This window comes from Eubacterium sp. An3 (assembly GCF_002159465.1).
In the GTDB taxonomy this organism is placed as follows: Bacteria; Bacillota; Clostridia; order Lachnospirales; family Lachnospiraceae; genus Anaerobutyricum; species Anaerobutyricum stercoris.
The window spans coordinates 101976-125166 of the sequence record NZ_NFIR01000008.1; the positions used below are offsets into that span (position 1 = coordinate 101976).

General features: G+C 38.2%; 21 protein-coding genes and 1 pseudogene. 4 read left to right on the forward strand and 18 right to left on the reverse strand.

Annotation, left to right across the window (positions count from 1 at the left end; genetic code table 11):
• The first annotated feature begins 90 nt into the window (after positions 1 to 90).
• Positions 91 to 630 (forward strand): transcription repressor NadR, encoded by a 540-nt coding sequence (locus B5F87_RS09080; protein WP_087280040.1) that lies wholly within the window; start codon positions 91 to 93, stop codon positions 628 to 630.
• 74 nt (positions 631 to 704) lie between these two features.
• Here the strand turns inward: B5F87_RS09080 and B5F87_RS09085 are convergent, their stop codons facing one another.
• Positions 705 to 2372: an alpha-glucosidase gene (locus tag B5F87_RS09085; protein ID WP_087280043.1), complete on the reverse strand. Its 1668-nt coding sequence runs from the start codon at positions 2370 to 2372 to the stop codon at positions 705 to 707.
• 202 nt (positions 2373 to 2574) lie between these two features.
• On the opposite strand from B5F87_RS09085, the gene B5F87_RS09090 reads away from it, so the two are divergent.
• On the forward strand, positions 2575 to 3477 hold the full coding sequence (locus B5F87_RS09090; RefSeq protein ID WP_087280048.1) for an AraC family transcriptional regulator: 903 nt from the start codon (positions 2575 to 2577) through the stop codon (positions 3475 to 3477).
• Positions 3478 to 3486: 9 nt separating this feature from the next.
• On the opposite strand, the gene B5F87_RS09095 is transcribed toward B5F87_RS09090, so the two are convergent.
• The 8 genes and pseudogenes from B5F87_RS09095 to B5F87_RS09140 form a co-directional block, all read right to left on the reverse strand.
• The gene (locus tag B5F87_RS09095) at positions 3487 to 4248 is read right to left on the reverse strand and encodes a nucleoside phosphorylase (RefSeq protein WP_087280051.1); all 762 of its coding nucleotides are present in this window, start codon (positions 4246 to 4248) and stop codon (positions 3487 to 3489) included.
• 81 nt (positions 4249 to 4329) lie between these two features.
• Positions 4330 to 4911, reverse strand: a complete 582-nt coding sequence (locus tag B5F87_RS09100; RefSeq protein WP_087280056.1) for a TetR/AcrR family transcriptional regulator — start codon at positions 4909 to 4911, stop codon at positions 4330 to 4332.
• A gap of 838 nt (positions 4912 to 5749) precedes the next feature.
• Positions 5750 to 6382, reverse strand: a complete 633-nt coding sequence (locus B5F87_RS09110) for a GyrI-like domain-containing protein (protein ID WP_087280059.1) — start codon at positions 6380 to 6382, stop codon at positions 5750 to 5752.
• 370 nt (positions 6383 to 6752) lie between these two features.
• Positions 6753 to 7634, reverse strand: a pseudogene (locus tag B5F87_RS09120) (YafY family protein); the annotation flags it as partial.
• Between the two features lie 798 nt (positions 7635 to 8432).
• Complete coding sequence (cas2, locus tag B5F87_RS09130) at positions 8433 to 8750, reverse strand: CRISPR-associated endonuclease Cas2 (RefSeq protein ID WP_087280065.1); 318 nt, start codon at positions 8748 to 8750, stop codon at positions 8433 to 8435.
• Positions 8743 to 9567 carry a type II CRISPR-associated endonuclease Cas1 gene (gene cas1 / locus B5F87_RS09135; protein ID WP_158097004.1) on the reverse strand — a complete coding sequence of 275 codons (825 nt, stop codon included), beginning with the start codon at positions 9565 to 9567 and terminating at the stop codon, positions 8743 to 8745. Before cas1 ends, cas2 begins: the two co-directional genes overlap by 8 nt.
• Complete coding sequence (gene cas13d / locus B5F87_RS20960; protein ID WP_158097005.1) at positions 9560 to 12565, reverse strand: type VI-D CRISPR-associated RNA-guided ribonuclease Cas13d; 3006 nt, start codon at positions 12563 to 12565, stop codon at positions 9560 to 9562. Before cas13d ends, cas1 begins: the two co-directional genes overlap by 8 nt.
• Before the next feature lie 210 nt (positions 12566 to 12775).
• Positions 12776 to 13180, reverse strand: a complete 405-nt coding sequence (locus tag B5F87_RS09140; RefSeq protein WP_087280143.1) for a type II toxin-antitoxin system HicB family antitoxin — start codon at positions 13178 to 13180, stop codon at positions 12776 to 12778.
• Between the two features lie 173 nt (positions 13181 to 13353).
• On the opposite strand from B5F87_RS09140, the gene B5F87_RS09145 reads away from it, so the two are divergent.
• Positions 13354 to 13551, forward strand: a complete 198-nt coding sequence (locus tag B5F87_RS09145; RefSeq protein WP_087280070.1) for a type II toxin-antitoxin system HicA family toxin — start codon at positions 13354 to 13356, stop codon at positions 13549 to 13551.
• A gap of 120 nt (positions 13552 to 13671) precedes the next feature.
• On the opposite strand, the gene B5F87_RS09150 is transcribed toward B5F87_RS09145, so the two are convergent.
• The 9 genes from B5F87_RS09150 to B5F87_RS09195 all read right to left on the reverse strand — a co-directional run bounded on the left by B5F87_RS09150 (position 13672) and on the right by B5F87_RS09195 (position 21545).
• Positions 13672 to 13890, reverse strand: a complete 219-nt coding sequence (locus B5F87_RS09150) for a hypothetical protein (RefSeq protein WP_087280075.1) — start codon at positions 13888 to 13890, stop codon at positions 13672 to 13674.
• Positions 13891 to 14095: 205 nt separating this feature from the next.
• Entirely contained in the window at positions 14096 to 15973 is a 1878-nt protein-coding gene (locus B5F87_RS09155; RefSeq protein ID WP_087280078.1) for a recombinase family protein, read from the reverse strand.
• 629 nt (positions 15974 to 16602) lie between these two features.
• Positions 16603 to 16842, reverse strand: coding sequence for a helix-turn-helix domain-containing protein (locus tag B5F87_RS09165; RefSeq protein WP_087280084.1), 240 nt, complete (start codon positions 16840 to 16842; stop codon positions 16603 to 16605).
• A gap of 6 nt (positions 16843 to 16848) precedes the next feature.
• Entirely contained in the window at positions 16849 to 17259 is a 411-nt protein-coding gene (locus B5F87_RS09170; RefSeq protein WP_087280087.1) for a sigma-70 family RNA polymerase sigma factor, read from the reverse strand.
• 314 nt (positions 17260 to 17573) lie between these two features.
• On the reverse strand, positions 17574 to 18215 hold the full coding sequence (locus B5F87_RS09175; RefSeq protein WP_087280090.1) for an ATP-binding cassette domain-containing protein: 642 nt from the start codon (positions 18213 to 18215) through the stop codon (positions 17574 to 17576).
• A 99-nt stretch (positions 18216 to 18314) separates the two neighbouring features.
• Positions 18315 to 19058 carry a hypothetical protein gene (locus tag B5F87_RS09180; RefSeq protein WP_087280093.1) on the reverse strand — a complete coding sequence of 248 codons (744 nt, stop codon included), beginning with the start codon at positions 19056 to 19058 and terminating at the stop codon, positions 18315 to 18317.
• Positions 19059 to 19137: 79 nt separating this feature from the next.
• On the reverse strand, positions 19138 to 19929 hold the full coding sequence (locus B5F87_RS09185) for a hypothetical protein (RefSeq protein WP_143405242.1): 792 nt from the start codon (positions 19927 to 19929) through the stop codon (positions 19138 to 19140).
• Positions 19926 to 21038: a hypothetical protein gene (locus tag B5F87_RS09190; protein WP_087280099.1), complete on the reverse strand. Its 1113-nt coding sequence runs from the start codon at positions 21036 to 21038 to the stop codon at positions 19926 to 19928. Before B5F87_RS09190 ends, B5F87_RS09185 begins: the two co-directional genes overlap by 4 nt.
• A gap of 78 nt (positions 21039 to 21116) precedes the next feature.
• Positions 21117 to 21545 carry a hypothetical protein gene (locus B5F87_RS09195; RefSeq protein WP_087280101.1) on the reverse strand — a complete coding sequence of 143 codons (429 nt, stop codon included), beginning with the start codon at positions 21543 to 21545 and terminating at the stop codon, positions 21117 to 21119.
• Positions 21546 to 22278: 733 nt separating this feature from the next.
• On the opposite strand from B5F87_RS09195, the gene B5F87_RS09205 reads away from it, so the two are divergent.
• Positions 22279 to 22833: a hypothetical protein gene (locus tag B5F87_RS09205; protein ID WP_242964356.1), complete on the forward strand. Its 555-nt coding sequence runs from the start codon at positions 22279 to 22281 to the stop codon at positions 22831 to 22833.
• The last annotated feature ends 358 nt before the right edge of the window (positions 22834 to 23191 follow it).

Here is a 23191-nt window from a genome sequence, read left to right on the forward strand (position 1 = left end):
GAAAACTGTTCAGAATGAGGAACCGAAGTTTAAAATACTCGACATTCTGGATGTGCAAATCTATGCCTGTCAGAAAAGGAGGCAGATTTCATGAAAAAAGAACTAGACGGCAAAAGCAGGCGGAAGACGCTCCTGTCTCTTCTTTCCCAGTCTGACGTTCCCTTGTCAGGAACCCGGCTGGGAAAGAAAACCGGCGTCAGCCGACAGGTTGTCGTGCAGGACATCGCTCTTTTGCGCACCGCCGGCTATCCCATCCTCTCCACAGGCCGGGGATACATTTTAAATGAGACTTCTGGCGGCTGCACCAGAGTCCTGAAGGTCTGCCACAGCGACGCGCAGGTGGAGGACGAGCTGCAGACCATCGTGGATCTGGGCGGATGCATCGTGGATGTGAGCATCAATCACCGGGTCTACGGCAAGGTCTCCGCTCCCCTGAACATCAAAAGCCGGCGTGACACCCACAATTTCAAATCAGAACTCGACACCAGCAAGTCCTCCCTGCTGTCAAGCGCCACCTCCGGTTATCACTACCACACCATCCGCGCTGACAGCGAGGAGATTCTCGATGAGATCGAGGAGGCGCTGCGCCAGAAACATTATCTTGCTGATTACATGGAATATGAGATTTAGATTCGTCTGAATCTCATTTTTTTGTGTTGCAAAACATTTTTTACGTTGTCGGCATCATCAGCAAAACGCTTTCATCAAACATTTTCGTACAGCACCACTCTTGCCTCATACGGCTTTAAAACGCCTTCTTTATGAAAATGATAGTTGGAGATCAGTTCCTCTCCCTCCTGCTGCTCGAACAGATTGCAGGCAACCTCGCGATCACTGAAATTGCAGGCAACTACCAGTTTCTGATCGCCGAGCGTTCTCTGGTACGCATAAATATTTTCATCATCATTCAGCAGCCCTTTAAAAACTCCCTCTACGATGATCTCCTGCTCTTTCCGGAGCCGGATCAATTTCTGATAGTAGTAAAAAATACTGTCTGGATCTTCCATGGCCTGTTTTGCATTTATCATCAGATAATTTGGATTTACCTTGATCCACGGCGTTCCCGTCGTAAATCCCGCGTTGGCGCTGTCATCCCACTGCATCGGGGTTCTGGCGTTATCTCTGCTGATCGCCCGGATCGCATCCAGCATATCTTCCTCATTCATGATCCCATTTTCTGTGTATTCATAAAATGCATTGATCGACTCGATATCCCGGTAATCTTCAATATTCTTAAAATAAGCATTGGTCATACCGATTTCTTCGCCCTGATAAATGTACGGAGTTCCCTTCATCATATGCAGACAGGTCGCGATCATTTTGGCGGATACTTCCCGGTACATCGGACCGTCGTTTCCAAATCTGGAAACCGCTCTTGGCTGGTCGTGATTATCCCAGTACAGGCTGTTCCAGGCCACACCTTCCAACTCTTCCTGCCATTTATTCAGTACCTCTCTGAGTTTTTTCATCGGTATTCTGTCTGTGGTCCATTTTCCATGCTCGCCCGCGGCAATATCCATATGTTCAAACTGGAACACCATATTTAATTCCCTGCCGTCCAGATTGGCGTATTTCTTCGCTTCCTCGATGGTAACACCGGCGGTCTCGCCCACCGTCACCAGATCATACTTGGACAGCACTTTCTGATTCATTTCCTGCAGATACTCATGCACTCTCGGGCCGTTGCAGACATATGGATCCTTGTTTCCGTATAATCCATTCACAACTTCCCCGTCCGGATAAGCCGGGTCTTTGGAAATCATACTGATCACGTCCATACGGAAGCCATCCACGCCTTTCTCACACCACCAGGTCATCATATCAAAGACTTCCTTCCGAACCGTTTCATTTTCCCAGTTCAGATCCGGCTGTTTCGGAGAAAAACAGTGGAGATAATACATTTCCGTCTCCTCATCATACTGCCATGCAGAACCGCCAAAAGAACTTCCCCAGTTATTCGGCTCCTTTCCGTCCTTTGCATCCTTCCAAATGTAATAATCTCTGTAAGGATTGTCTTTTGATTTTCTGCTCTCCACGAACCAGCGGTGCTCATCGCTCGTATGGTTGACAACCAGATCCATCACCAGCTTCAATCCTCTTTTATGCATTTCCGAAAGCATCCGGTCGAAATCTTCCATGGTCCCAAACTCTTTCATGATAGCCTGATAATCCGAAATATCATATCCATTATCATCGTTAGGAGACTGATAGACCGGAGACAGCCAGATCACATCCACCCCCAGCTCTTTCAGATAATCCAGATGTTCGGTAATACCGTTCAGATCTCCGATACCGTCCCCGTTGCTGTCCGCAAAACTTCTCGGATATATCTGATAAATCACGCTCTTTTTCCACCATAAATTGTTGTTCATGTTTTCCTCCTTCCTGACGCATTTACTGCGTCAATAATGGTAGATTTGGAAGTTCACTTCCAAACTTCTTCCTCCCATTTATTATGCACTTCATATAGATTCAGTATAAAAAACTTCTTTTGTTCTTTCTTGCAATATGTTATTCTAAACATGTACAATATTCACTTACTATTCAATCAGTCAACAGAAAGAGCAGAAAAACATGAACAAAATTCACCTTCAAAAAGAAGCACAACATGGAACTCCGCAATTCCGCTTTCAGGCATTCTCCCAGCGGGACACCTGCGGTCAGTATTTTGCTCCCTATCACTGGCACGATGAAGCGGAATTTCTATATGTGACAGAAGGAAGCATCACGCTCCGCACAGAAAACAGCACGAAGCTTCTGACTGCCGGTCAGATTTATTTCATTAATCCGGGGACCGCCCATGCCTTATTTGGCAACAGTGAGGTTTCCCATCACTATGCGCTGGTTTTCGGTCTGGAACTGCTCAGCTTCGCCCAATACGATGTCTGCCAGAACCGATATCTGGAACCTCTCTTCTCCGGCAAACTTCTGTTTCCTCCGGGAGACACCTTCGAGCCGGAGACTTCCGTGCAAATCGGGCAGCTGATCGCACAGGCGGAACAGCTGTACCATAATACGGACCCTGCGGTTCCTGCCTCCCTTTCCATCAAGATCATTCTGTTGCAGATTCTGGAAATTCTGTTCTCCAGGCAGGCCTTCTTGCCATCCGGTGACAACGCCCGCTGGAAATCCTCCGAAGAGTATTCTCTCCGCCCGGTATTTGAATATATCGAACAGCATTATCAGGAGCGAATCACCCTGGAACAGCTTTCTTCCAGACTTCATATGAACAAAAACTATTTTTGCAAATTTTTCAAACAAAAAGTAGGAAAAACACCGTTTTCCTACTTAAATGAATACCGTATCAATCAGGCCGCTGCCCTTCTGCTCACCACCAATGCCCCGATCACAGAGATCGCCATGGACACCGGCTTCGATAATATGAGCTATTTCATCCGACAGTTTAAACACTGTAAGGGCTGCACCCCCTCTGTGTTCCGCAAGATGGAGCATCCGGGGGCGGTGCCTATTGTGTGAGGCTTTTCGCTAAAGCGCAAGCACTCCCTCAAAAGCCAAGGCCATATATTTTTCAGCACCGGACAGCCCGTACTCTGTCAAGTCCCGCGGATCCCAGCTGTCGCTGTCCAGATTGTCCGCGCCGTACAGAAATTGAGCAAAAGGAATATCCCGGAACTTTGCCACTGCCATGGCTGCCGCGCATTCCATTTCCACGCAGAGGCAGCCCGTCTCTTTCCTCTCCGCAATCACCGCGGCCGTTTCACGGTAAATGGCATCGGTGGTCCAAGTCTTTCCTTTGATATACTGATGCCCGCATCTCTCAAAGCATGCTGTCAGTCTCTCAATGACGTCTGCGTCGGCAGATACCTCATCTGCCGCCTCCAGATAATGATAGCTGGTACCTTCATCACGAACCGCAGATACCGGAATAATAATCTTATCATCGGCAGCACAATTTAAAATCCCGCAGCTTCCAAACAGCAGAATTTTCTTTGCTCCCATGGCAATCACTTCTTCCAGCCCGGCAGCGCAGGCAGGCGCTCCGACTCTCGACAAATAAAAAGCAATAGGAGTATTCCTGTAAATAAACTGATAAACAGGAGTTCGCCCATTGGCCGTATATAGATAATCGATAACTTCCACACCATCCAGAGAAGCAAATTTATTGATAATATTTTCAGAAAATGTGGAGACACACCTCTCAGGAAAATCCTCATTTCTCTTCGTTACATCTTCCGGATTAATAAACGCTCTCTTTTCTTTTGGATAATTTTGAAAAATAGTTCCCATTCCCTGTCTCCTGCTCTGTTTCTATGATGATTATATATCATGATTACATAGTTTATATTTTTTGTATGATTAATATTCTCTTTACATAGTTAATGTTCTTTTTACATGATGAATGATACGCGCCGGTATCTGCTCATCCAAAGGCATAATGGTGCTGTACATCCGCACTCCCTGATAAGCAAACAGAAGAATATCAATAAGCTCTCTGGCATCCGTCTCCTTAAACTCTCCCCGTTTTATACCATAAGATATAAAAGCGCTCCACATCTCCACCGAATACTCATACTGCTTTGAGAGCAGATTCTCCCGATCATCTGTCGCGCTGCTACCACTGTAATATTCATAAATTGCCACACTCAAAGACGCTTCTCCATCCATCATCTCCCGACGATACCGTTCCAGAATCTCGTCAAGAATCTGTGTCGCCGGAAGCCCTGCCCTCATTTTCTCCGATAGTTCATTATCCTGTGCCTGCATCAATTCATCCACAATCTCCGAGAAAATCTGTTTTGTGCTGTCATAATGCCTGTACAGCCCGCCTCTGCTCAATCCTGTTACCTGACAAATATCGTTCATCGTTACATTTTTAAAACCTCTTTGTGCAAACAGCCCGGCTGCTCTTTCCCGAATCAATTTCCTGGTCCCATCACCCTTTTTTCCCATCTTCCATCCCTCATTTCCAGCTTCTATTTTTTTGCGACATGTATGTCGCTTTCTATATTATGCGACATCGATGTCGCTTTGTCAATACATTTTCCCGAAAAAAGAAAAAACCGGTCTGCGTATGACCACAAACCGGTGATGAAATTATTCTTGTTTTATACCGCCAAATCAAATATAACCACGTTCATGTATAATATTTTTATCATTATTACATTCTTTATACTATATTTTTTTCTTATTTTCATTGACATATTTCATGTGCAAACATATAATAATGATAGCGACAGGGATTCCTGTCATCGAAAATATTGTCCGCTTACCGCTGGCGGCCTATAAATGAACGGCTCGAAAATATGGCTCGCTCACCGGAAGCGTCTAATAAATGTCCAGCTTGAAAATTCTCGGCCCTGCTGCATGGCAGGGCTGATTTTTATAGGGAGGAAAAATGATTTATCAGGAAGGTTATGTTTACCATATTAAAGACGAATATTTCGAAAAAGTGCACGACAGCAGTCTAATGCAGAATAAAGAAAACGGCACATATCGTCCTACCTTTTATTGTCTCCGTGACACAAAAACCTCCCTGCTGTGGATGGTCCCATTAAGTACCCCTTCAGAATATGTTTCCAGTCCGGGAGTACTATCTGGATCATATACATACCCGCAATAACAACCCCGTACCTGTAAAACACTCCATCCACAAAGAAGTCAGCACCAACATGAAACGACTTCGTCATCTTCATGCAAGAGGAAAAAAAGTTGTGTTTCCAGATATAACTCGCCTGGAACAAATCATGCTTGCAGAACTTATTGACTAAACAAAACATATTTTAATCTGTCACACCTTCCTCACCGGATGCCGTACCACCGTCCTCCATCTTTCCGCCGGGACACGTCTGGCGTCGGACAGATAAATCTCATGATGCATCCGGTCATCGGAAAAATCATTTACATAACCATTTTTCTCAAGAAATGTATTCATCAGATCAACGGTCGCTGGCTCGTCATCGAAGGCTCCGATATGCATACACTGGACGCACAGCCCCTCTTCTATGGTAAGAAATTCCACCTTGGAATAGTCCTGTTTTTTCTTTCGCTCTGCCTCCGCAACTGCCCAGTCAACATCCTCTTTCTGCACGAAATCCGGCAGGCGGATGACTGAAATCCACTGCAGTTTATCTTTCTGCTCATAATCCATTCCCTGAACGCCTTCCTGTTTCCAGAAGCCCTCCAGCGGCGGCACCACATAATCGAAATATCCTTCTATCTGATGGCTGCCCTTCTTGCTCATTTTAATGGTAAATGCAATGCCGTACAGAAGGCTGATGGATTCTTTATAAGCGCCGCCCTCCTCATTGGGATCGCCCATTCCTCTGACTGCGATAAAGTTCATTTTCGGAACTTCTATGATCTGCGGTTTCCTGCCCGGAAGATAAAATTCTTTGTATTCTTTCTTATAATCAAATGCCATCTGATTTCCTCCTTCTTTTTCCCGGTTTCTTCGCCTTCGGAGCCGGAAGTTCCGGATACATTTCCCTTACCATCTGACACAGCTTCCCGCTGTCTTCCAAAATAGTGCAGGGCAGCAGTGCCACCGGAGTATTTTCCCACACCTCATCCCGGCAATCCGGCATAAATCTTCTGGACGCCGGGGTGTCCTTCACGGCAAATCCGTCTTCGTATATGCCTCCGATCAGCTTTTCCCGATAATAAAACAACCAGCCGCCCATCATGGGAATGTATCGGATATCTCCCAGCGGTTCCAGTTGTTCCGCCACATAAAGCGCCAGTTCTTTTTGTGCCATCAGCTTTCCTCCTTTTCGGTAAATGTACATCATGCCTTCCGCCGTTCTCAGCAATTTTTCCTTTATTGTTTCCGGCTCCAGAACCTCCGCCTTCGCTCCAAAGGTCAGCAGCCAGCTCAGCAGGGATTCCTCGTCGGTATAATCCATCTGAAACAGAAGGCGCCCGTCTTCCTGCTCCTCAAAACATCCGGGACCGAACTCTTCCACCAGTCTCCATTTTGCATCTGGTTCAAATACAACTTTAACCCGGATATTCGCCGGAAAGATTCTCTCATTGGACAAATCCGGCATCGGCACCTGCCTGGGTGCAAAACCTTCCTCCAGCATTTTTAAATGTTCCAGCCGGTTCAGTTTAAATAACCGGAAATCCTTTCGCGTCAGACACCATCCCCACACATACCAGCTGGACCATTTGAACACCAGATAATATGGCTCCACCTGCCGGACACTCTCTCCTCCCGGCGCGTAATAATGAAATGTAATCCGCTTTCTTTCGGCAATGGCATCCTGGACCAGTGTGATTTTGGGAGCCAGGGATTCCTTATACCACGAGGACAGATCGATGAGTACGGAATCCCTGCCGCTGACAAAATCCGCTCCGCCCACCTGCAGTTTTTCCATTAACTGCCTGTAATAACTGCTTCCACTGACACTGTCCAGACTGCGCAGTCCCGCCAGAATCATCTGCATATCCCTGGAAGTCAACAATGTCCTGTCCATCCGGTATCCGTCCATAATGCGGATACCACCGCCGGCTCCCTGCATGGTACAGATAGGTATCCCTGCCCTGCACAGCGCCTCTATATCCCGGTTGATCGTTCTCCTTGAAACCTCAAACCTCTCCGCCAGCTCCGGAGCGGTGCATTTCTCCTTCTGCAAAAGAACCGACAAAATACCAATCAGTCGATCTGTTTTCATTTGCCCCTCCCGCTTGTATCATAACAATCCAAACATGACAACTGTCTGTCATGCTTATCATAACATTTTGGAAGATACGAAAAAAGACCCGCGGTTACTTTATTTAAGGTAACCGCAGGTCTTTTGTAAACCAATACCTTTTTCCAAAGTTTTAACGTACCATCCCCGTTTCGAACTTTTTTGATACTTCCTACGAAAACTTTCACAGCTTTTAAAATATGAAGAACGTCATACAAAAATTTTTCCTGAAAGCTCGCTCATTCTATCACAAATTACGGATTATACATTTATTTGTCATGTTACATTTTTCATCTTTATCTCTATCTGATTATAAATCCCAATTCAATGTTAATTTACTTTAGTACAGCTGTTCGCAACCTCCGAACAATTACATTTCTTCCAATCATTTTTTAATCCTCCATATATACGACAATCTCATCCATCAATCTGCATTTACACCTCATCTTACAAATAAGTTAATTTTTTTCTTTTCTAAATTCATTTATATAACTACACCCTGACTTTCAGCCAGAGTGTAGTTCCGAAAATGGAGAAATTCCACCAGAAGTTTCATGTTTTAGACCCTGACTTTCAGCCAGAGTGTAGTTCTTATCAGAAGCAGATAATCCATCAGAGTTTTGTTTTAGACCCTGACTTTCAGCCAGAGTGTAGTTCCTCTACACAAATAGACTTTGTATAGAGCTTGTTTTTATTATACTTTTTACAATTCTGGATGTCAAACAAAACAAACAGTTTTACTCCAATTTGAAAAAATATTTCTTCTTTCTGCATATTTCGTCAAACGATAATCATATCATCAGCAAACCTCGACATATTGAACGATGATTCAGATATCGACTCCATTTTACAAAAATCATTAATACATAAAGGCAAAATATTTATGCTCCCTCCTTTAGGAGCCTCTTTTTTCAATAATGAAACTTCATGCCGTAGTGCTGCCTTATTCCTAAGTAACTTTACATATATGGATTTTTGAACAAACACATATCCATGCTGAATTAAATATTTCCGAAATTTCTCACTTTCTTTTTTATTGTCACCCGTTTTTACGGGTAAATCATACATTACCAAAACAACTGCTCTGCGTCTATGCAAACTGTATCTCCTCTACATGATAACGTGACATACTCATTCCTTTTGCCACGTCCTTTACAAAAACTTGTATCGCCGTTTCTAACTCTGTCTTTTTCCCTTTATAAATACACTCATTCCGAAGCAAACCTATTAATTTCTGTCGATATGTCCAATCCAATTCACAATTTTGATATCTGTAAACTATGTTGTCAACAAAAGGTCGGAATGGTTCCATTAAATCACAGGAAAAATTATAATTATTTTGTCTGTTACAATGATGGATTCCCAAAGCAGTACTATATCCCATCATTGTAATTGCCCGGTTAAATGCACTGCATAAAATGGTATATCCATAATTTAATGCTGCGTTAATATTATCAGAATCAAAACGTCGAAATTCTTTACCAAAAAGAACATTAAAATATATTTTTGACGCCATTGCCTCTCGATTAGTCACATCGTCTACTTCCACTTGATTTAAATAATCCACCATTTGTTCCGGAATATCTAATTTTAAAACTTTAAGAAGGTCCATTTGCCGCGAAATTTTCATTTTCACCAGCTGTCTCCAGATTGCACCCTTTTTTCGTTTTGTCCATACCGCCTGATCCATCAATCTTCCTGCGGTTTCATAGTTTGAAAAATACGCATTGACCTCACACACCGGATTCATTTTTCCATCACAAAATATAACCTTTGTATTTTGTGACGCTAATTTTACTAATAGTGGAAATGAGATACTGCCAATATTGGAAGCTATGAGGAGTTTCCCAATCTGTTCGACCGGGAAACATTTCTCCTCATTTTCTGATATAATGACCATCTGATTGTCACGCATTTTCAACTTGTCCTGCGTCTTTGTTACCACAGTCCTCCATGACATATTCGCCATTCTCCTTTTTCTCAGGAATCCACTTTTTTGCTTTATTTGGCAGATAATTATTTCTGTCAAATAATTCATCAATGGACAGATTTTTGTATCTAGGTAAATTATATGCAAACGGTACATTTAAGGCCTTCACAAAATCTTTACAATATGTCCGGTACTCTTTTACCTGACTTAAATAGTACTGAAGCCTTCCTTCTGACAGGCTTTCCTTGTCTGTTCGATTTGCAGCCCGCTCACTAATATAACGCTGTACAAGATAATGATAGAGAGCAAAATATGATTGCACATCTTTATTATCATTAATGTATTTAATATATTTATGAGCATCACGAATTACATTCAAATGCTGTACAGAATTGCGAAATTCTTTTAGTGACCACTTATTTGAATATTCAAAATTCTTTGCTAAATAATCTTTCACCTTTTTTTTCGGAGAATGTTCCATTATAAATTGTTTAGCAAATTTTCTCCAATCTTTTTCTGAGCCTTTCTCTTTATTATTATCTATTGTTTCTCCGTTATAAAGCATCTCATCTCTTTCGGCACAATGAAACGCAAGAAAATATCTGGAATTAACATAAATCAAATTTTTCTGCACGAGATAAAGCACAGTCAAATATAAACGTATAATATTCTTATCGCTTTCTTCCTTTCTTATGCCTTTTTTCGATTCTTCTTCAAAATCCCCAAAATTTAGACCTGTAATTTTTTCTGTCAACGCTTTTCTCATGTCCGAAACGGAAATATCTCTTTTATTGCTATCAGCATCCCAAGATGCATTGCTATTATTGCTACTAGAATCGCTATTCTGTCTGAAGCAGCTATTATAATACGCTCTAATCTGATCATCCGGAATATCTTTCAAAACAAATGCCACAACTTTTTTATTTGCAGCAAATGCGCGTACTTTTTTAGGATCAGCATAACGCACCAGATATCTAAATCTCGTTGATTTAATTACATTGTTCCAAATATATCTTACAAATCCTTTTTTCTTCTTATCATTTGTTTTATTTTTAGTATCCAGCAAGGCATCAACATATCCTTCCAATTCTTTTTCACCATTGGAATATCCTAAAATCTGCGCTGCCTCAATAAACATAATTCTTTCTGTTTTCGGGACCGGTTCGGTCATTCTTGCAAAACTGTTGATAATTCGTAATTCCCTTGATATTTCTTTACTTTCTTCAAAAATCTCATAATCTTCTTTTAATTTTGTCAGGAGATTTTCTTCTTCCATTGTATCCATAAAACTACTAATATTATCAAAACAATGGATTAATTGTGTCAGCAAAATATTAATCTCTTTTCCATCCAGAAATACTGTCAGCAGATATATCATTTCGCTAAAACTATGTGCGGTTTCTTTTATAAAGGTAATTCCTTCTGCTATTTCCGAATCCAAAGGCTCTTCTTTGTCTGTATCTGAAGACTCCTGGTTTACTTTTTTATTACGTCTTTCATCCATTTCAGAAAGAATTCTATCACATGAAGGAAGAACACTGTTAAAAATAATTTTTTCTAATTCTTTCTTCAACTTCTCTGCCTCTTTACGATATGCCAGTTCCTTTTTTGCTTCTATTTCAGCATTGCGAAGTTTTCTGACAAGTTCCTCTGCTTCTTCCTGATGTTCCGGTTCCTGATAATATTGATAAATCATAAAATCCATTATTCTGTAGATCTTTCTTCGTATTGGATTATATTTATCATCTTTGAGCTTTTCCTTTTTATCCTCATCCATCTTGTCGATCATAGTTTCTCTCAAATGTTTAATAGAAAAACCTGTATTTTTATAACTCTTTAGCATTATAAATTCATAATACTCCTGCGCCAGTTTTCTTTTTGCTTCCTTACTCTCTGCATTGTAGATACGAAACAGCATAAGAATATCACTTTTTGAATTCTTCAAAAAGCCCTGATTCATTTCATGAATCTTCTTCTTATACAACTCATCTAATTCTTTCCTTGCTTCCGGTCGACAGCCTCGCGCCTCTAATCTATCAAATTCTTTTCCCAATTTGTAAATTTCTGCGCGTCTTTTTGAATCACCATGTGCCGTCGCCTGTCTCATCATTCCAAGAACAGCCAGCAAATGATAGCATTTCTTCTCAAACCGTTTCCACTCTTTTTTATTCTCGCTGGTAATCCTCTCCTCATTTTCATTAAAAAGGCAAAACGTACTTCCAAAATATCTCATCTGTGATTGTTTTATCAATTCAGAAAACTTACCATAATTTTTATTCCTTCCACGAAATTCTTCATAAGTATGATTTACCCCCAACGATCCAATCAAATCAAACTCTTCTTCTCCCGACCACCTCAAAAGATTATTCAGGATGAAGACGATATTATTTATCTGAACAGCAAGAATTTTCTCTATATCAAGAATATTATAGATAAGCTGAATATGTATATTATCTTTAAACTGTTGCCCAAAATACATTTCTTCCAAATTTTTCCGACAATGAATCAAATCATCGTCTTTTTTATTTCCAGATAAAACTGGATTATTCACTTTCACGGGCTCGCAATCATCATTTTCTTTTTTTGATATATTAAAGCTTTTTCCGCAAACCTCCACCGACAACGCTGCTTTTTTATTTTCCCAGCTATCATCGATATCTGAAACTTTGTCTCCGATAATATATTTGTCTCGGACTGCTTTATTTCCCCTCCCAAAAGAGGTCATTAACATTTTCTGCTCATCTCTGTCCAAAATAAATGTTGATTTCAAACCAAGGGCCTTTGCCCCGGATTTCTTTTTTTCGCCCTCTCCTCCCTCTTCTTTCTTAATTTTCTCCAATTCTTTTTGATCTTCCCTTTGTTTCTCCTGCTTTTTCCTTAATTCTTCTTGCTCTTTCCTTAATTTTTCTTGTTTTTTATGTTCTTCCTTTTCTGCCATTCTTCTTTTTTCTCTAAGTTCTTTTGGTCTTAACTTTTTTGCCATATTACTCCTCCCTATTCTTTTGCAACTGCTACAAGTAACTTGTTTTCCTTATCTTTGAATTTCGTCAACAACTGTCAACACAACTTTGGCGATTATTCTAGCAATAGTCCACTTATCCATTTTCACAGTTTACCTCCTACTATTTTTTGATTTTTATATTGCTGATATTAATTAACACACTCTTTTCATCTTATAAAAAATGGGTATAATTCATTTCTCTATAATTCCCAACTCTTTTTTTAATCCTTTTACTAAAACTGCAGAAAAATTTATTTTTTTCACTTTAGCCATTTCATCCAGCCATTTCGGAATGGTTAATGTCTTTTTTACATAGACTACCTTTTCTATTTTTCTAAAATATGGCATCCACAAATGAACATAAACAAGCTTGCTATTTTTATCAAGCGTAATTTCTTCCTGACTTTTTGCTTTCGGATTTTCCTTTCCCATATCTTCATTCTGACTAATACAAAGTGCCAATACTTCCTGTGCTGCTTTTACAGCTTCTTCTTCTGTTTCAGCTTCTGTCATTTGATCAGGAAAATCTGGAAATGTTATAAGGTAACCATCTTCTTCTTTGTGCAATACCACAGGATAAATATAATTTTCTTTCACTATTTTGCCTTCCTCTTTCACAACAATTTTTTAATATAAATCAATTATACGCCCTCCCATTGACTTAAGCAAAGATTTTATATATAATAAACAGTAATTAGATATTGTATTTTCCGGGTTAGTAATAGACTTTTTTGTAACTCTATTAATCTAGCACTGAAAAGGAGAATACGATGCCTAATTTTAGAAAAGTCGAGAAATTAATTGTCACCAATGGCTGGAGTTTTATACGCAGTAATGGCTCCCATTACCAATATAAACATCCTGATAATCCTCACACCATTACGATTCCAAATCATAATGGAAAGGATTTATCCATTGGAGTTATTAAAAATCTCGAAAAAGTTACGGGGTTATCTCTGCGGAGATAGCCCTTAACTTTTTTCGGCGTATTATCTCCTTGTCTTGCAACAATTATTTTTTGCTTACGACTACTACAACTACATTCACTGCGGTGCGTCCTAAAAGTAGTAATGCTTTCGATAACATTTCTATCTCCTTTCTGCTTTTTTTGCTGTTTTAAATGATAATCCTTTTGCTTTCTCTGCTTTTTCTCTATTTAATTTAGCTTCTTTGTAAAATTTCTTTGCTTTTCCATAGTGATAATCACCTTCACCATTTAAAGCTTTTGCCCAGTGCATATCCGCATCTTTTTTAAATCTTTTTGCTCTTGCCAGATACATTTCTTCTGGAGAACTATAAAACGCCATTTTATCCCTCCTGTTTTTTGATCTACTCTGTTCTTGTGTGTTCATTATAATACGTATTATAATACGTGTCAATCATTTTTTTATAATTTTTAAATTTTTTTATTCTATAACACACTATTTTATGAAATAGAAAAATTTACATTCAAATGTTATTTTTATGATTCACAATGTTTTTCAGAAAACAAAAAAAAGACCCGCGGGTACTTTATTTAAGATAACCGCAGGTCTTGTATCCAATCATTATATAAAAATATTTATCACAGCAACTTTCCTGTATTATGCTTCTGCGCCAGTCGCACAGCCATACTGTCAGCCCTCTTTGCGCGAAAGAAGACACACCGTCTCTACCCCCGTCGTCGCTAACTTCAGAACACAATTTCGAAAACTCGTTACTTATATCAGAACACAATTTTTTTATGCCGTCTCCAATATGAGTATTCCTTTTTTCAAAACGCTTTTTCGAATTTTTCACCTCATTCTTAAATCCTGTTTTATATATGAAAGTAATTTTATAGGGATCTTTTTCTCCGTTATCGTCAATTCCTCCAACGATAACTTTATCAATTATACTTTCGAAAATTCCTCGGTCAAATTCTTCAAGAACTTCATTAGTGGATAGTGCTTTTTTAAAATCTGCTATTCTTTTCTGTAATGAACTATTTTTATCCACCTGTTGTTTAGAAAACTCTAGTTTTGCTTTTGCATTGGATAAATCAATCTTCAATTTCATATCTGCTTCTTCATATATGTCTTGTTCAATCACTCCATCCAAATAATTATCAACCAATTTTTTTCTTTTTGAAGATAATTTATCAATTGTTTTACTCAAATTACTAATTTGATTCTCTACTGAATTTTCTCCAAGGATTTTTTCTGTTCTTTTTAGGAACTCCTCCAACACATCTTTGTTATCTTTACAAAGCATCTGATAAGATTCAATAAACGCTTCCTCTATTACCTGTTCTGGAATCCCTTTACTGTCAGGACAACACCTCTTTCCATTTTTAGTAGCATTAACACATTGCCATATAACTTTTTTATATTTTGTATTACTATGCCAAGCTCTACGTGTAAGACTAGATCCACAAAAGCCACATTCTAACATTGAACTAAACGCAAATTGTCGGCTGAATTTTTCCCTTTTTCCAAATGAAGCCCCTTGTTTTCTACTGCCATTTCTTCTACTCCTTATTTCTTGCGCTTTTTCGAACATTTCTTCCGAAATAATCGGCTCGTGATGATTGTGTATATAATATCTGTCCTCTTCTCCAAAGTTCTCTAATCGCCTTTTAGAAATTGGATCAACAGTAAATGTTTTTCCTAGTAGAAGATCTCCTTTATATTTCTCATTATTTATAATCCCCATGACAGTAGATGGAACCCACGGATTACCTCTTATTGTCGTTATTCCTTTTTCATTCAGTTCCCGGGCAATTACTGTAGTTCCAACGCCTTCTACATAACGTTCAAAAATATACCGAACAACTTTTGCACCTTCTTCATTGACTAAGATAGATTTTGTTTCCACATCATAATCATATCCCATACATCCTTGAGAACCTACGAGTTCTCCCCGTTTCATTTTCATCTTTAATCCTTTTTTCACATTAGCAGAAGTATTCTCCACTTCCTGCTGCGCAACGGAGCTTAATATAGTAATAAGAAATTCGCCATCTTTTAAAGTATTAATTTTTTCCACCTCAAAATAGACAGCAATATTTCTTTCTTTCAGCATACGAACATATTTTAAAGTATCCAAAGTATTCCGGGCAAATCTGGGAATACTTTTTGCAATAACCATATCAATTTTATGATCTAAACAGTCCTGAATTAATTTTTGGAATTCTTCACGTTTATCTACTTTTGTACCAGTAATTGCTTTATCTGCGTACACTCCTGCAAAAACCCATTCCTTATTGTTTTGAATCAAGTCTGTATAATAACGTACCATCGAATTATAGCTTTTAATCTGATCTTCATCATCAGTACTCACTCGACAATAAGCCGCAACTCTTAAACGTTCTATTCGTTTTTTGGCAGAACTGTCAAAAGGATTATTGGCTTTAATTAATTCAATTTCCATTATCGTCTCCTTTTCATTTGTGTATCTACCATATTGTCAAAATTATTATACAAAAATACTCTCATGCAGTCAAGCTGTTACATCAGATACTACATTATAATCTTTCATTAACCTATTTCTAAGCAATAAATATTCATTCTCTGTGATTAATTTTTTATCATACAATTGTTTTAACATTGACAGCTGTATGCTATATCGAATTAACTTTTTTGCTTCCACCCAATCTTCCCTTCTCTCTGAACTTTTTTACTACTTTTGATAAAATATTCCTGCAGGTGGCCGTCGGGAAACAGCCTCATTGGATTCGCACCATCTTTTCAGACCGGACAGTTTGACCGGGAGTATCATTATCCGAAACAATTTCTTCGCCACACAGTTCCCATCCTCTGCTTATGACCTGATATCATTCGCTCCAATCTTTCTTTCATCGTATATGTACCATTTTATGACAGTAGACTTTACGACATAATGTCGCAAAGTGGCCATATCTATCATCATGACATAAGATTATCCTGGCGTACCAGTCACCGGGCTCCACCGTTTCTTTTTGTCCTGCAGGATAAGTTTGAAATTATCAAGGTACATTTTTCAGTAAGTAAAAGCAGAAAGGGAATACTTTCACTTGCTCATCAAAGTTGAATTTTAAAATCCAGTATTTTGGTAATTAATTTTGTCTCCATCCGCCGTTTCATATATGTATCAGGCAAATAATAAATTCTCCCGTATTCATCTTTATATTTTCTTCGCGCTTTACTGTTTATAAATGGTTGAAAATACTCTACAATACGGTTGATTGCCTCGGCATCTCCCTGGATAGCCATCTCAATTGTTTCAAATTCCGGCATTTCTCTATGCTTTCGTGATTTCATATGCTTTTACTCCATGTATTTTTTTAATCGTTTCAACGAATCATCTTTGTGGTAATGTACCGTACTCTGCACCAACTTCAAATATGCAGCAATTTCCTTTTCCGTCATATCCAGAAAGAAAAGCATGAGAATAATTTCTCGTTTCTTTGCCGGCAATTTTTTTAAAGCCTCGCTGAGCCATTCATCATGGACAAAAACTTTTTGCCCCATGACTGTAAACTCTTCTGCTATTTCATAATCATCGTAAGAACACAGCAGGTTCCAATCCTTTTGTAAAAGGTCAGAAAAACTGATTTCTCTTTCCAGTTGATTTTTTAACTCATCAAGATAGTTCAAAACTTCACCGCGCAATACTTTTATACAGTAAGCACAGAATTTTCTTCGCACGATTTCCTTTTCACGCCGGTTTAATTTCAAGGGGATCACCTCCCCTCTTCATATAGCCGTAATAAAAGATACCTGATCCTCCCTTTCATAGCGAGGACAGGTAAAAAGCAGAAAAAAATCGAAAAAAGAAAAATTTTATTTAATTTTTTCTGCTCGTGTATTAGTTTTTGATAGATGGCGGACCACGTTTTTGAACTATCCTGATAAAAAATCGCAAAATTTAACAAAGAAAAAGCCAGAAAGTATTCTAAGCTTTCTGGCTTTATATTTAGATACAATTTTTCATACTATAACTAACATGATTACTTTTTATCAATCTCCTTTTTAAAACACTTTCTCACAAGTCATTCATCCTCACACTTTATCTTACCCCCATCTATCCGATACACACTATCACAAAGAAAATTAATATCTTCTGAATTGTGACTTGCAAGTAAAATTGTAACGCCGTTTTCTTTCAAAGAAAGAAACAATTTCCTCATATCAGCGACTCCTTGTTCATCAAGCCCATTCATAGGCTCATCCAAAAGCAGGATATCTGACTTTTCCATAATAGCCTGAGCAATTCCCAGTCGCTGACGCATACCCATAGAATATTTTTTTACTTTTTTCCGGTCTTTAGGGCATAGGCCTACTTGCTCGATAGCCTCTTTTACTTCCTTTTTTCCAATCAGACCACGCAAACGCGCCAGATAAAGAAGATTTCTGTAGGCAGATTCATATTCCAGAAACCCAGGAGACTCAATGATGATTCCCATATTACCAGATACATTCTGTTTTCGATTTTGTTCCCGACCTCTTATGCGGATATTACCAGAATCCGGAGTAAGAAAACCACAAATACATTTCATCAATACCGTTTTCCCCGAACCATTCCTGCCAATGAGTCCACAAATAGTTCCCTTTTCTATTGCAAGAGATACTCCGTCAAGAACTTTCCTATTGGAAAAGCTCTTTGACACATTTTCTATTTCAATTATTTTCATGAAATATTATCCTTTCCTATTCTCTAAACAGAGCAATATCTGTTGAAATTTCATTGTCCATACGTTGATGGCTTTCACTTTTCCCATCACACCAGCCAATCAATCCATATCTTTCTTTAGCCGTATCCGAATGAAGATGGCTACTATCAGAATTACATTTAGAAAAATCAGTATAGGAAACGCATAGGACAAAGACGGCAATGAACCATTATAATTTTTCATAGTAGTATCTAGGCAAAGCCAAGAATACGGAGAAAACCAATAAAAGGTTGTGAAATCCAGCCAGCCCACAATGTGAGGCAACACGGCAAACACGGCGACAATGCACATTCCTGTTGTTTTCTGTCCAAAAAGGCTGCAAAAATATAAAAATAATCCGCTAAGTACATTTAGTAAAATAGAAACAACAAAAGTAATGGCAAGTGCTTCCTCCGGGGTAAAGTCCCACAAAATATGATACTGAAATTCAATTCCGCTCCCCACTTCATACGCAACTGATGTCTGCGCTACTGTTCCCCAGAACTTTCCCCAGCTTCCAAAAAACGGAGCCGGAAGCATAGCCCACTGAATAAGAAAAAACAATCCTGATATGATCACGCCAGAGCAGAAAATATAAAGGATATGAGAACAGGCATACCGATATTTGCCGCATCGGATCAACAAGAATTGTGACATGGTATTCTGAAAAGGAACATCACTGAAATACAGAATCACCCCGAAGTAAAACAGCATCAAAAAGAAAGTGTTGTTCCAGATGAGAGGAAACACAGTCGTATCCGGCGAAACACCCAAAAGATTGATGAGCCGTCGAGTCGGCCGCAGATATAAATCTGCAAGAAGCACAATAAATATCCAGAAAACCCATATATTTTTTCGCTTATTCCATAGTCTAAATTGATAGTACAATAAATGAATATTCATTCTAAGCATAATTGTTCCTCTCAAATATTTTACAAGCAGCTAAACCGAAAATAAAAAGCAACAATAGGCAGATTACTGAGGAGGTTACGACAATCATCCATGTGGAATTGATATCGCTATAAATAAAATAAAAAATACGGGACAAGCTGCAAACAGACCACCGGGGTGAATAGGACGGCAGGAAAATGACATTAATATAATAAAGTAATACCGCCACGGTTTGTACCAGCATTTTATTTTTTAATATCATAGAAATCACAAAAGTTGCTGTCGATACTACACCTCCAAGCATCCCACAACCCAAAGAATGGAGAAAAAAATAAAGAAGATAGTTCTTTTTTAGTAAAAGTCCGCCCATTCCCTGTTCTGCAATAGTCTGAAAATAATCTTCCTGTGGAAAAGCCCAAGGCATGAAAAGTCGCATGCTACAAATCCAAATGAAGATGCCTGCTGCCAGAACAAAAAAAGCACTAAAAAAAGTATGGATTATTTTTGAGAACACGTAAATGTTTCTATTACATCTTTCCATGCAAAAAAGGAGATAGCCGCTTTCCAAATCATCACAGTAAGATGTTCCCATCAAGAAGACTGCCAGCAGGAGAGACAATGCAAAAAACGGGTCTTCAATATACAGATAAACAGTTTCCACCACAGAAGAGTGAGGAATTGCTCTGATATTTTGTCCCATCATCAAATAATTCACTATAACAATTCCTGCGAGAACAGCCCACATTTTCCAACGTCCAAACCATCGCATGCTATCCGCCCACAAAACATTAAACAATTTCATCACGATATAATCTCCTGTCCACTAAATCCATCAAAGGAAACTTCTGTATTAATGTTCTGACCGTTCTCCAGTTTAAGTTTTCCTCGAAAGGTCCAAACCGGATGAATCTCATACTCATTATCCTTGATAAATACGGGCATCAGTTCCAGAGCAATTTCATCAAATAATGTGGAATCTGTGAGCAGCATTTCATATTTCTTTTGCAAGGATTCCAGCGCGCGATCCAAAGAAATGATTTCTTTCTCTTCCGTAGTTTTTTCCAGTACATATCCCCAATATTCCCGAAAAGCAATCATCCCTCTGGCGCCGTAAACGGCCATCAATTCCGTCTGTTCAATACCTGTACCCTGAAAACCGTCCCCATACTGTACCTGACGAATGGGAACATCGTCCACCTCCTGATGAAAAATAAAATAGTAGGCATCGTCCTTTTTTGTCCAACTTTCTTTTTTATTATCTTCCAAAATCTTTCCATCGGTATCCATCGGTTTCTCCTCTTTTTGTAATTTTTTATGATCTAAAGCATAGGCTTTATAGTCGTCTGATATGCTTATACCAAGGACGTCAAAATATTCTCTGATAATCTGAAATGTATTTTCCCGCGATGCAAAAGATAATTCCTTCGTAAGAGAAAAATGCGGGAGATTATATGATTCAAAAAGAGGGTCAGTAAATAAACAATTTAGATAATACTCATAGTCGGGAATTTGAAAATAAATATCCATAGGAGAGATATCTACAAATTCTCCATTTTTGCCGTATAAATAAGTAAAGTGATAATTGCCTATTTCCCTGGATTTGTATCCGTCATCAATTATTTGTTGAGCGATATCGATCTTTTGGGTAAATAATTTTTTTATTTTTTTTTCACTTATATGGGGACGATGTGCTTTGACCACATTGAATTTCAGATCTTGTAATGATTCCGGTATTGAAATTTTTGCATCAATCTGAATATTCTTGTCAAAAGAAAATTTAATAGTATTGGAAGTTGTTGATATAGTGTGTGTTATGTTATCTAAATTATCAGATGATTTTTTTGTATAATGACTACAAGAAGAAAAGAAAAGAATACATAAAAACACACTAGTAATTACAAATATTTTTTTCATATTGGTATTCCTTTCACATTTAAATCTCTCGAGCACCAAAAGGTGCTCGAAAGATTAACGTTATAGGTAAAATCAGAATTACGGCGTCCATTTTCCAGAAACAGTAGTGTTAACTTTATTAGTACCTTGACTCCCGGTAAATTTGCAATATAATTTGTACTTTTTCCCCGCAATGGCTTTGCCAGAATAATAAGTATTATTATGTTTTTTGAAATCATCTTCACTTAATTTTAAACCATTTGCCGCTCTGACACCATTTAATTTTGGATAATAAGAAAAATATCGAGTGCTCCCTGTTGGACGAGAAACATTTTCTTGCGTCAAATAATATTTTGTTTCAAAAGAAGATCCACCTGCTTTTGTAGCACCAAATTTAGTTTCACTATCTCCAACTTTTAAACTATATGCAAAGTCTTTTGTCTGTGCGTATGAAGGAAACGTCGTTCCTACAATTAACATAAATGAAAAGGCAATACCTGTAATTATTGAATTTCTTTTGTTCATCATATTACCCCCTTCTAATATAATTTGTATTTTTTTCCAATTATTGTACCCTTTATGTACAAAATAGTTTTGAACAGAAAAATTAATTTTTGCTTCTACATAATTTTTAAACTTATAAGTAAAACTATATTTATCCCCTGATTTGCTATACGGCTGAATCTATTTTGCAATCTCTGATTCAAAAATCCCTACATTTGCCGGTGAAAACACATTTTTATCGTATTCATCATCTTTCTTACTCTCACAAAACACTGGTAATGAGATGCGCATAACAAACAAAATGATAAAAGTAACCCTATTCTTTTTACATAAAATCTCCTCCTTCAATGTACATTTAAATTTAAATAACAAATAATTTATCGTTTATTCATTCATAGTCATCACCTCTTTTATATATTTATATTTGCCATGAGCAAAACTCACACATTCAATATTTATGCGGATTTGCGAGACATGGCAACTTCTTTTATCACTTCAAATTTATAGAAACAACCAGCTCCAAATGATATCATTAAATTGTCAAAATCAATTCACCAAAAGAAACTGATTGTTTTCTATCGTCAAAAAATTTTACAAGACATCCTTCTTTTTACCTCCCAGCTTGTTGCTAAGTTTTATGATTACCTTTTCCCACCCTTGATCTTTCCTTTGCCCCGGAATTCCCCAAAACCGGACGGAAAGCATTTTCCACGTCATAACCTGTTCTTTCCTTGTCATGAAATGCGAAGGATTATCCATGATCTCTGATCTTGTTGACTACCTAAACAATAACCTTCTTTTCAGCATCATGAAATTACAGGTACTGCTCCTCGCTGAGAAAGGCCATGATATAAAAAATATTTATAATCAGATCAGCCAGCTTTACAACGGGGAATATATCATTCCTTTAAATAAGCGTAATACCAAAAGTCCCAAGCTGCTCCCACAGGAGAATCCTGTCTGTAAAACAGGCCTTGTCATGTGGAAAGACGTCAAATTTTCCTATAACGGGCGTACACGTCAAAAATTCTACTACCCATTGAAAAATTCCGAAAACGAACTCTGTCCCTGCCATCATAAAAACTTTTACAATGGGAAGAAACATCGCGACTGCACGAAATACATCACAGTTCCTGATGATTTAAGGCTCTCCATTGACCGTAACAGCCAATATTACAAAAGCACCTATCCCTTGAGGGCAGAATGTAAACACTACAATTCCCGATTTAAAAACACCGGCAAGAACGTATGTGGGTACGAATTTAAACATTCCTTACAAATCTCAACACCTTTGCTCATATCAGTCTATTAGCCGTTGCAATCACCACAGTCACTACTAAACAAACCAGTCATACAAGAAACTAAAATCTATAAAGCGGTTTGCCTGATATCGTTATTTCCATCCTGGCATCTAGGCGTAGTCTTTAGACTTACATCAGCTTTGCTATGTCACAAAATATTTTTTTCCTAAATTTTATGGGCTGACTGCCAAATTTCAATTTTTTATTAAGTCGTTTTTCTCATCTTTATATTATAATTAAAAAATTCATTATATTATTTTTTAATTATAATATGATAAAATTAGCATTTTGTCAATAATATATTTGAATCAAATGTATTGAAATTCATTTTTAATTTTTATATAATATAAAAAAATAGATATATATGAA